Annotated in this window: 10 protein-coding genes; 5 read left to right on the top strand and 5 right to left on the bottom strand. The window is 46.3% G+C overall.

What is annotated here, in order from left to right; genetic code table 11:
• The first annotated feature begins 261 nt into the window (after positions 1-261).
• Both RIM23_RS26155 and RIM23_RS26150 read left to right on the top strand, forming a co-directional pair.
• Positions 262-513, top strand: coding sequence for a type II toxin-antitoxin system ParD family antitoxin (locus tag RIM23_RS26155; protein WP_446370761.1), 252 nt, complete (start codon positions 262-264; stop codon positions 511-513).
• Positions 513-803: a type II toxin-antitoxin system RelE/ParE family toxin gene (locus RIM23_RS26150; RefSeq protein WP_446370759.1), complete on the top strand. Its 291-nt coding sequence runs from the start codon at positions 513-515 to the stop codon at positions 801-803. Before RIM23_RS26155 ends, RIM23_RS26150 begins: the two co-directional genes overlap by 1 nt.
• A gap of 112 nt (positions 804-915) precedes the next feature.
• Here RIM23_RS26150 and RIM23_RS26145 read toward each other — a convergent pair whose 3' ends face one another.
• Together RIM23_RS26145 and RIM23_RS26140 are read right to left on the bottom strand one after the other, a co-directional pair.
• Positions 916-2370, bottom strand: coding sequence for a bifunctional orotidine-5'-phosphate decarboxylase/orotate phosphoribosyltransferase (locus tag RIM23_RS26145; RefSeq protein ID WP_446370757.1), 1455 nt, complete (start codon positions 2368-2370; stop codon positions 916-918).
• Complete coding sequence (locus RIM23_RS26140) at positions 2367-2867, bottom strand: low molecular weight protein-tyrosine-phosphatase (RefSeq protein ID WP_446370755.1); 501 nt, start codon at positions 2865-2867, stop codon at positions 2367-2369. Before RIM23_RS26140 ends, RIM23_RS26145 begins: the two co-directional genes overlap by 4 nt.
• A 150-nt stretch (positions 2868-3017) precedes the next feature.
• Between RIM23_RS26140 and RIM23_RS26135 the strand changes: the two genes are divergently transcribed.
• The gene (locus tag RIM23_RS26135; protein ID WP_446370753.1) at positions 3018-4388 is read left to right on the top strand and encodes an SGNH/GDSL hydrolase family protein; all 1371 of its coding nucleotides are present in this window, start codon (positions 3018-3020) and stop codon (positions 4386-4388) included.
• 936 nt (positions 4389-5324) lie between these two features.
• Here the strand turns inward: RIM23_RS26135 and RIM23_RS26130 are convergent.
• The gene (locus tag RIM23_RS26130) at positions 5325-6617 is read right to left on the bottom strand and encodes a DNA methyltransferase (RefSeq protein WP_446370751.1); all 1293 of its coding nucleotides are present in this window, start codon (positions 6615-6617) and stop codon (positions 5325-5327) included.
• A 110-nt stretch (positions 6618-6727) separates the two neighbouring features.
• Between RIM23_RS26130 and RIM23_RS26125 the strand changes: the two genes are divergently transcribed.
• Together RIM23_RS26125 and RIM23_RS26120 are read left to right on the top strand one after the other, a co-directional pair.
• Positions 6728-6967, top strand: a complete 240-nt coding sequence (locus tag RIM23_RS26125) for a helix-turn-helix domain-containing protein (RefSeq protein ID WP_446358276.1) — start codon at positions 6728-6730, stop codon at positions 6965-6967.
• Positions 6948-7553: a restriction endonuclease gene (locus RIM23_RS26120; RefSeq protein ID WP_446358278.1), complete on the top strand. Its 606-nt coding sequence runs from the start codon at positions 6948-6950 to the stop codon at positions 7551-7553. Before RIM23_RS26125 ends, RIM23_RS26120 begins: the two co-directional genes overlap by 20 nt.
• Positions 7554-7738: 185 nt before the next feature.
• On the opposite strand, the gene psbC is transcribed toward RIM23_RS26120, so the two are convergent.
• Positions 7739-9100 (bottom strand): photosystem II reaction center protein CP43, encoded by a 1362-nt coding sequence (psbC, locus tag RIM23_RS26115; protein WP_446358280.1) that lies wholly within the window; start codon positions 9098-9100, stop codon positions 7739-7741.
• A gap of 7 nt (positions 9101-9107) precedes the next feature.
• Positions 9108-9825, bottom strand: a 718-nt coding sequence (locus RIM23_RS26110; RefSeq protein ID WP_446370749.1) for a photosystem II D2 protein (photosystem q(a) protein), incomplete at its 5' end; no start/stop codon positions are given.

Here is a 9825-nt window from a genome sequence, read left to right as displayed (position 1 = left end):
CAATCGTAGACACGATTACTATAGTGTCTCTAACTGGGAGCCGTTGGTTAAGGCTGATATCGAGCAACAATGCCGGGTATCAGCCAAGCGGTGAGCGTTAACGGTCATTGACCAAAAGTTACACCGTGGACTTATACCAAGACAGAATTACTGATGGGTAGGTTTGTCTAGGTTTTTAGAAGCGGTAAGGAGACAAAGATTGTCCTAGAAGCCCCCCGAACATCGCACGATAATCAAGTTAATCTGTATGGAGTTCTCGCCATGAGTTTATCCCTTACGCCAGAAATTGAACAACGGATTGCCCATCAATTAAATCGGGGACGCTACCAGTCGGCGGATGAAGTGATATTAGCCGCCTTGGAACTATTAGATAAAAGAGAACAATATTTAGCCGAACTCCGCCAGAAAATCGAAATCGGGGAAAGCCAAATTCAACAAGGAAAGGTTACAGATGGAGAACTTGTATTTAATCGCCTGCTGAACCGTTTACAGCAACAGACTGAGGATTCCTAATGGGGACTTATTCATTCTCTGATGCTGCTCTAGCTGACTTAGACGAGATTTGTGCATCCATGTCGGAAATAAACCCAGACTTGGCGATTCGATTTTTTAAAAAAGTCCGAGATAAGTGCCGTCAGTTTGCTCAATTCCCCAACATGGGCAAAACGTACAGTTCAATCAAAGCAAATCTCCGAGGTTTTATTGTGGAAAATTACATCATATTTTACTTTCCCCGACCTGACGGGATAGATATTGCTCGCATCATTAATGGGTATCGAGACTTAGAATCATTGAATATCTGAAATTATCAGAAATCCCTGGTATATAAAAGAATCACGGGTAGCCATCATATCTATGCGATCTTTAGTGGGCAATAAACCGAGTTTCTGCGCTTCAATTTAGAGGGGTGTTAACTTACTGAATACTGTGGTTAAATGCCTGGAATTGTTCCTGAGTAATCCGCCCCGCTTGATACAGGGTTTGGGTAATTTCTGAAATCGTTAACACGGAATGCGCCTGATAACCGTTGTCCCTCAATCTATCCTTCACTCCCCCTTCGTGATCAATAAATACGACAATATCCTGCACGTTTAATCCCCCTGTCTCCAACTTCGCCGCCCCTTCCATCACACTCTTACCACTAATCAAAATATCATCTACCACAACCACTGTTTCCCCTGGTTCAAAGTGACCCTCTATAACCCGTCGCGTCCCATGGGCTTTTACTTCCTTGCGGGGAAAAATCATCGGGTGATGCAGGCGCAGGGATAACCCGGTTGCCGTGGGTAATGACCCATAAGGAATCCCGGCAATCCGGTCAAAGGTTAAGGTTTGCAGAATCTCTGCATAAGCACTCAGCATTAGATGGAAAAGTTGGGGATTGGAGATAACTTTTCTCAAATCAATATAGTAGGGAAAAACGGCTCCAGATGCTTGGACAAATTCGCCAAATAGAATACAACCCATGTCATAAAGTTGGAGAATTAAATCCTGATGGGGATGTTGTTCGAGAAAACAGACATCCGGCATCCATAGGTCACAAACAGAACCCGCTTGAATCTTTCTCCCTCTTGCCTGATTAATCTCCTCTCGCAGGGGTTGTATCGCGGCGGCGGGTTCTTCTGTGGCTAACATATCCTGGGGAACTGGTATTAATAACCCCTCACCATTGGCATTTAACCCAGCAGCTAAAATTTGGTTAAGTTCAGCACCTCCCTCCGCCCAGATACTCCGGGCTAAAATTAAGCGTTCTGGGGCAATTGCCCGAATTTTTGCCAATATGTCTGGAGAGGTTGTGCCAACTTCTAAGGCTAAATCTTCGGGTGCGCCCCAGGTTTTGGCTTCCTTCACCACTTGCAGATAAAGCGGTGTTTGGGGTTGGGGATACTGCTGTATGGCAACAGCCGCCGGATTGGAGGTGCAGCAGAGAATAAAGACGGCTTTACCGGGATAAATTAAAAAGGGTGCAACGTGGTCTTGTCCAGAATAAGGACTCAGCGTAACCGCATCAACCCGCCATCGAGTAAAAATGGTCTTTGCAAAAACAGTGCTAGTGTTTAGGTCACCATGTTTCGCATCTAAAATAATCGGGATGGAGTCAGGAACCGCCGCGAGTGTCTGTTCTAATAAGTCTAGTCCCGATGCGCCCAACGCCTTGTAAAAGCCAAATGTGGGCTTATACGCACAGACTAAATCCGCCGTTTGCTCGATAATGAAGTGGAGCCAATCCCTTAACCCATCAATGGGATCACCTGAGTGTCCTCCGGTAGAGTAACGTCTGGGCATCATTTCTGGGTTGGGATCGAGTCCGACTACGAGTAAACTTTGATGTTGTGCGATCGCATGATTGAGTTTTTCAAAAAAGCTCATTGGGCTTTGCCTTTGGCAGGTAAGGAATAGGTCTTAATTACATACTCCAATAATCCCTCGCAAGCATCGAGGAGTAAATCAATCACTTGGTTAAATCCCTCTGGACCCCCGTAGTAGGGATCAGGAACGTCTCGTATCCGATGACGAGTGGCAAAATCACACATTAATCGCACCTTATCCCGATACTTCCCCGTAGCATCCAGGAACATAATATCGCGTAAATTCTCCCGATCCATCGCCAAAATCAGGTCAAACGCTTCAAAGTCAGAGACTTGAAACTGTCGGGCTTTCCCCTTGAGGATGATTCCCCGTTCGCTGGCGGCTAGAGTCATGCGTTGATCGGGAGGAGAACCAATATGATAATCACCCGTCCCCGCCGAATCGCAGACAATGCTCTCCTGAAGTTCCGCTTGTTCAATTAAGTGATTCATAATGTTCTCGGCAGAGGGAGAACGGCAAATATTACCAAGGCAGACAAAGAGTAGTTTGCAGGGCATAGGTATAATGGATAGTTCTGTACAAAATTGGATGTTTAACCCGCGATCAGCAGTGACTATCACGTTTTAATGTCGGTCATATAGCCGCATCCGTGTTAAGTTTAGCAACGCAGCCGCCCGATTTTGTGATGATTTGAGGAAAATTATTTGATGTTCAAGTCGCGCCGCCGTCGCACCTACCGTAAGCGCCGCAGTCCCTTGCCGTTGCTCGCGATCGTTTTGGCGATTCCGATCGCCTTGATTCTCTTAGAATTGTCCACTCGGCTGTTGGTTGGTGTCATGGGCAAAAGCGCTGAGTTAGCTGCTTATGAGGGTGAACCAGCGATTGTGAATGTTTACCGCCTCAAGTTTTTGAATGACACTAACAAGCCTTATGATGGTTTATCCGAACAAGGGCGATTGGCTGCCCACCGTAGTCTTGCTGTAGGTTATCAGCTTGTTGGCGACCAAACCAGCAATTTTTGGCAGATTAATCCCCAAGGATTCCGCGACACTGAACCTGTCCCCTTAGCCAAACCCAACACTGAATTTCGGATTTTTTTACTGGGAGGATCGACGGCGTTTGGTCAATGGAATCCCAGTAATCAAGCCACCATTGCTGCTCAACTGGAAGCGCGTCTCAATGAACGGGTTGCCCAACAGCAGCGTTCTCCGGAGAAATATCGACCAACAGACTTGCCCTTCTATAAACCAGATTTAGAAAAGGCGTTGGCATTACCTCCTAAGATTAAAGGCGGTCAATATCGGGTGATTAATGCGGCTGTACCGGGGTATGCATCGGGGAATGAATTGGCTCAGTTAGCGTTGCAGATTTTGCCCTATCAACCTGACGCGATCATTGTTTTGGATGGATACATGGACTTGCTCCTACCGAGCGATCGCATGGCAACGGATATTCCCCATATTGAAACATTTCTCAGTAATGCGTCTGGGCATTTTTGGACGCACCTCAGCCAAGAGTTAACCTCTTTGGTAACCAACACCTATCTTGTCAGAGCCATCCAATACTGGATATTAAATCCCCAACCCTCAGTCAGTCGGCTGAGTCTAGCCGCGTTGAATGGTACAGCACACTTGGTAAATTATCTTCCGGCTGATTCAGAGGAACTACAGGAACGGGCAATTCGATACCGCGATCGCCACAAGCAAATGATTCGCTTGGCAACTGGGGCATCCATTCCCTTAATTATCGCCATACAACCAGAAATTACCGGTCGCGGTAACCAAAAAATCTCACTCAGAGAGAAGGAAATTTTGATTGAATTAGGAGCCGTCTACCAACAACGCATCCAAGATGGCTATGTCGCTTTAGCCCAATCGCTACAGCAGCTTCAGAACTGGTATCCCCAAAATGTGAAAACCCTAAACTTCTACAACGTTTATCGCAATTTTTCAGATCGGGCGTTTTGGGATGCCATTCATTTGACCGAGGAAGCCAACCGAGTCATATCTGAGAGCTTATACCAAACGTTGAGTGCTTCACCCAAGCTGCAAGTACCTCCGTCTCGACCTATACCTTAGTTTGAAGGATTAGTGGGACTTGAACGAAAAAAGAACTAAAACAAGTTATAATTTAGTCATAGTAAGCTTTTCACGTTCTTTCGCTTTACCATGAAAGAAACCCATCCGGCAGCCATGCCATTCTTACTCTTCTGTGCGTAGTAGTGCCGTCACAGCGTTAGGTAATATCGCCAAGAAAGACGCAGGAGCCATCACTCAATACCTCCCCCCATCTCCTTACCTTAATCCCAACTGATTCTGGTCAATCTGCCCTCAGCATCATCCTCGCTATCCAAGAGAACTGCAAGTTCTATAACTACGAAATTTGGCAGGAAGCCCTATCTAGGGGATGACGAGGTGACGGGGTGATGGGGATACGTTAAGACATTCCCCTGTTGCCTTTTCACCCAGAAACACGGCATTTCGACTTCAGAACACGGAACTTGAAGTTCGGAACACGGAATTTGAAGTTCGGAACACGGAACTTGGGGTTCAGAACACGAAAGGTGGAGTTCAGAACACGAAACTTGGGGTTCAGAACACGGAATTTGAAGTTCAGAACACGAAACTTGGGGTTCAGAACACGAAACGTGGGGTTCAGAACACGAAACGTGGGGTTCAGAATTTGAAACGCCGAGTAAAAGACTCAAATGACCAAGATTTGAGCAGCAAAGGTGAGGATTGTTCTGGCGTAGTCGTGTCTTCATGTTTCAGTTTTCGGGGTTTCCGGGCAAATCCTTGTCCCATTTTCTCGACTTTTATCCTGTCCACCTCATTAAATAGAGCTAGGACTTACGCAACACCTCTATCTGTAGGGTGCGTTACGCTACGCTAACGCACCATTGCCACCATATATAATGTATCTGGGTAAGTCCTGAGGGCATGGCATTGCCATGCCCCTACCATTGTTTAGAGCGAATTGATCCGGTAGGGGCACTCTGATTATCGTGCCCTGATCTAGGTAAGCTTTGACCGATTATTAATTCCTGAGAAATCCAGTTCAGTTTGAATACCTAAAGCTTTCTTCTTACCCTTCCCTTGTGTTTTTACACACATCTGAGCTTTTTCTCTAACCGATTCTGAAGTCCAGAGTCCCTTCTCCCTCCTTACCTTCACTGTTTTGTTAGTAAACAGGCAATTATAACCCTCTCGAATCTGTTGTAAATAATCACGTTCCTGATCAAGTTTCTGGAAACGGCTTAAAATATCATCGACAGAACCAATCTCAATACCAAGCCAACGGCGATGTTTCATCTCTGCGACGACATAAGTTGTCCCTGCACCACCAAAGGGATCAAAAACAATATCTCCTTGATCAGATGCCATTTCAATAATCCGATCTATCAGTTTAATAGAAAGTTCATTCGCTCCTTCTCGCTGCTTATAACGCTTGTGTCTAACGGGTGGAATATCGTACCAGACATCGGTTAGATTGACACCTCTAGGATTCATTTTATGTTTATAGCCTCCGTAATCGCGCAACTCCCGATAACAGTTTGAGCATATCTCTAGCGGAAGCCTATCCGGATGAAAGGTTTTTGGCTTTTCCCCCTTACAATAGTAAAGCAGTGAATAATGGGAAGGATATAACCGTCCAGCAATAGTAAATCTGTATTTAATATCAACAGATATCCAGTGCCTAAACGTTAGGCGGTGATTCAGAAATCCAGATAGGTGACTATTCCACTTAGGCAGATTCCAGAGGAATAAACTACCCGCAGGCTTTAAGATGCGAATACATTCATTGAGCCAAGCTTCACACCACTCTAAATAATCAGATTTGTTTAAATTATCATCTATGCCTGAAGGATAGTTTTTACTGAGATTAAAAGGGGGATCGGCAAAAACTAAATCAACCGTTTCTGCTTCCATGTCGCGCATCAAATCTAGGCAATTTCCCTGATATAACTGTCCATAATCAGTTTTGAACATTAATCTTGGCGTCGTTGTATCAGCAGGCAATGATGGACTATCAGTTTTAATAATTTCATAAATTTCTTCAGCCTTATTCTGTATGGCGGCAATGGTTTTCCGATCCAGACAACCCATTAACAACTTAAGTTTTAGGCGAGGAATATTTGTCACCGAACAAATTTTATCTAAATCTGTATCCGAAGGCAAAATTCTATTTTTATCGTAGTATCTAAGTCGTTCAACAGAAATACCTGTTTTAGACGCTAATTGCTTAATCGCGACTGAATCATCGGATTTGATACCGATGGCTTGAAACAATGGATAAGCGACAGACATGAGCCAAGTTTTCTCCGTTATGTCAATCAGACTGGGGTGAGGCTTTTGTAGCCTATAGGCAACTGCATCGTTCCGTCAACCAGGATACCCTCTAGTTTGGAGGATACACCGTGACGCCAGAAAAAGCATTTGGGAAGGTTCTTCAGCGTCTGAGGAAGGCAAAACGCCTTTCACAAGAAGAGCTTTCCTTCCGAAGTCAGCTTGACCGAACATTTATTTCTCGTCTGGAAGGGGGGCTAAGACAACCTACCCTATCAACGATTATCAAGCTTGCAGAGGCGCTTGGTGTGTCGGCTGCATCCATTGTGGCTGAAGTAGAAAACCTGCTGAATGAAGATAAACAGGACTGAATTTCTGATTAGAAAAGGGCAGTTTGCAGACACAGAGGAATTTGAGCAAGTCCTAGAAGAAGTTTATACTGCGATTCATGCAGTTCACTGGCCCCCAGGCAATAATCAGTTTATCCTGCGTGAGGAAAACAAGAAACATAAAAATGGTGTAAAACCGATAAAGGAAAGCTGTATAACTGTCCTAGATGAGCAGTTTGGCTGGCAACGGGAAAAACGTATGAAGATCATAACGAATGCTCGCCCTGGTCCAGTAGATGCGGTTAAAACACTCTCTAATGATAGACAATTCGTAGTTGAATGGGAAACAGGTAATGTATCCTCAAGCCACCGCGCTTTAAACAAAATTGCCATTGGACTCCTTCAACGGGCAATTGTTGGAGGCTTGCTTATTGTACCCTCACGGGAAATGTACCAGTGGTTGACAGACCGGATCGGTAATTTTCCTGAGATTGAACCCTATTTTCCCCTATGGCGTGCTGTCCCTGTTGAGGAAGGAATTTTAGCTGTCATTGAGGTAGAACATGATCGGACTTCGCCGTCTGTTCAACGTATCGAAAAAGGAACAGATGGGCGAGCTTTACGCTAACTGTTTCATCCGTCTTAACCCTCCCTGTCCGTAATTCCAACCAGAATACTAACCAACTCCTCTAAATATTGTAGAGACGTTGTATACAACCGCTTGGAGAGAAGTTTTTGCTCTATAAAAAAGGCTCTTGCGTTTCAACAAGAGCCTTCAAGCCAATTAAGTTTTAGTGGATGAAATGAACCAATTTAGTCAAGATCACCCATAAACAATACTGGCTCACTCTCACGGTCAATACCTTTTTCAAATCCAGCAACAGCCGCACGAGCGCGACCGGCGTGCCAGAGGTGACCGATCAAGAAGAAGAATCCTAAGATAAAGTGAGCCGCAGCCAACCATGCACGGGGGTTAACGTAGTTAAACCCGTTCATTTCCGTGATAATGCCACCAACGGAGTTGATAGAACCGTTCGGTGCATGGGTCATGTACTCAGCCGCACGGCGCAGTTGCCAAGGCTGAATATCATTTCTCAGCTTATCTACATCCAGTCCGTTAGGACCCCGTAGCGGCTCTAACCAAGGACCTTGGAAATCCCAGAAGCGCATGGTTTCACCACCGAAGATAATTTCTCCAGTTGGAGAGCGCATCAGGTATTTCCCTAGACCAGTAGGACCTTGAGCTGAAGCAATGTTTGCCCCTAACCGTTGGTCACGCGCTAAGAAGACGAAGGACTGAGCCTGAGATGCTTCTGCGTTGGTTGGACCATAAAATTCGCTGGGATAAGCGGTGTTATTGAACCAAACAAACGAAGCGGCGATAAAGCCCATCAGGGACAACGCACCTAAGCTGTAGGAGAGATACGCTTCTCCAGACCAGATAAAGGCGCGACGTGCCCAGCCGAAGGGCTTGGTGAGTATGTGGAAGATACCGCCAGAAATACAGATCAGACCGATCCAAATATGTCCGCCGATAATATCTTCCATGTTGTTGACGCCGATGATCCAACCTTCTCCACCAAAGGGAGAGCGGGTTAGATAACCGAAGATCACCGCCGGGTTCAGCGTTGGGTTAGTAATGATCCGCACGTCACCGCCACCGGGCGCCCAGGTATCATAAACACCCCCCACAAACATGGCTTTAATCACGAGCAGGAAAGCACCCAGACCTAAGACAATCAGGTGGAACCCGATGATTGTGGTCATCTTGTTCTTATCTTTCCAGTCGTAACCAAAGAAGGCGGAGTACTCTTCTAAGGTTTCTGGGCCACGAACGGCGTGATAGATACCGCCCAGACCCAGAACAGCAGACGAAATGATGTGCAGCACCCCTACCACAAAGTAAGGGAATGTGTCAATCACTTCACCACCGGGACCTACACCCCAACCCAGGGTCGCTAGGTGAGGTAAAAGGATTGCGCCCTGTTCATACATGGGCTTTTCTGGAACAAAGTGGGCAACTTCAAACAATGTCATTGCCCCAGCCCAGAAGACAATTAATCCAGCATGGGCGACATGAGCCCCCAGTAATTTACCGGAGAGATTAATCAAACGGGCATTACCCGCCCACCAGGCAAAACCTGATGATTCTTGGTCGCGGTTTCCCGCCACCATGGAACTACTAGAGAGCGTTACCACGGGGTAGAACCTCCTCAGGGAATACAAACTTTTGGTGTGGTTGGTCTTGAGGCGCCAGCCAAGCCCGGACTCCTTCATTCAGGAGAATGTTCTTGGTGTAGAATGTCTCAAATTCGGGGTCTTCCGCCGCCCGGATTTCCTGGGAGACGAAGTCATACGCCCGCAGGTTCACGGCTAAGCCAATCACACCCACTGAACTCATCCATAAGCCTGTCACGGGGACAAACAACATGAAGAAGTGCAGCCAGCGCTTGTTGGAAAACGCAATCCCGAAAATCTGAGACCAGAAACGGTTCGCCGTTACCATTGAATAGGTTTCTTCGGCTTGGGTGGGGTTAAACGCCCGGAAGGTATTTGACCCTTCACCATCTTCAAACAAGGTGTTTTCTACCGTTGCACCGTGAATCGCGCAAAGCAGAGCTCCACCTAAGATACCCGCCACTCCAATCATGTGGAAGGGGTTGAGTGTCCAGTTGTGGAACCCTTGGAAGAATAGCAAAAAGCGGAAGATTCCGGCTACGCCAAAGCTGGGAGCAAAGAACCAAGAGGATTGCCCCAAGGGATAGATCAAGAATACGCTGACAAATACCGCGATAGGTCCACTAAAGGCAATGGCGTTGTAGGGTCGAATTCCGACCACGCGGGAAATTTCAAATTGCCGCAGCATAAAGCCAATTAAGCCAAAGGCACCATGCAGGGCG

The organism is Coleofasciculus sp. G3-WIS-01 (assembly GCF_040223135.1).
Taxonomy (GTDB): Bacteria; Cyanobacteriota; Cyanobacteriia; order Cyanobacteriales; family Coleofasciculaceae; genus Coleofasciculus.
Note: the sequence above shows the minus strand (reverse complement) of the source record. Positions and strands in the feature narration are given on the sequence as shown.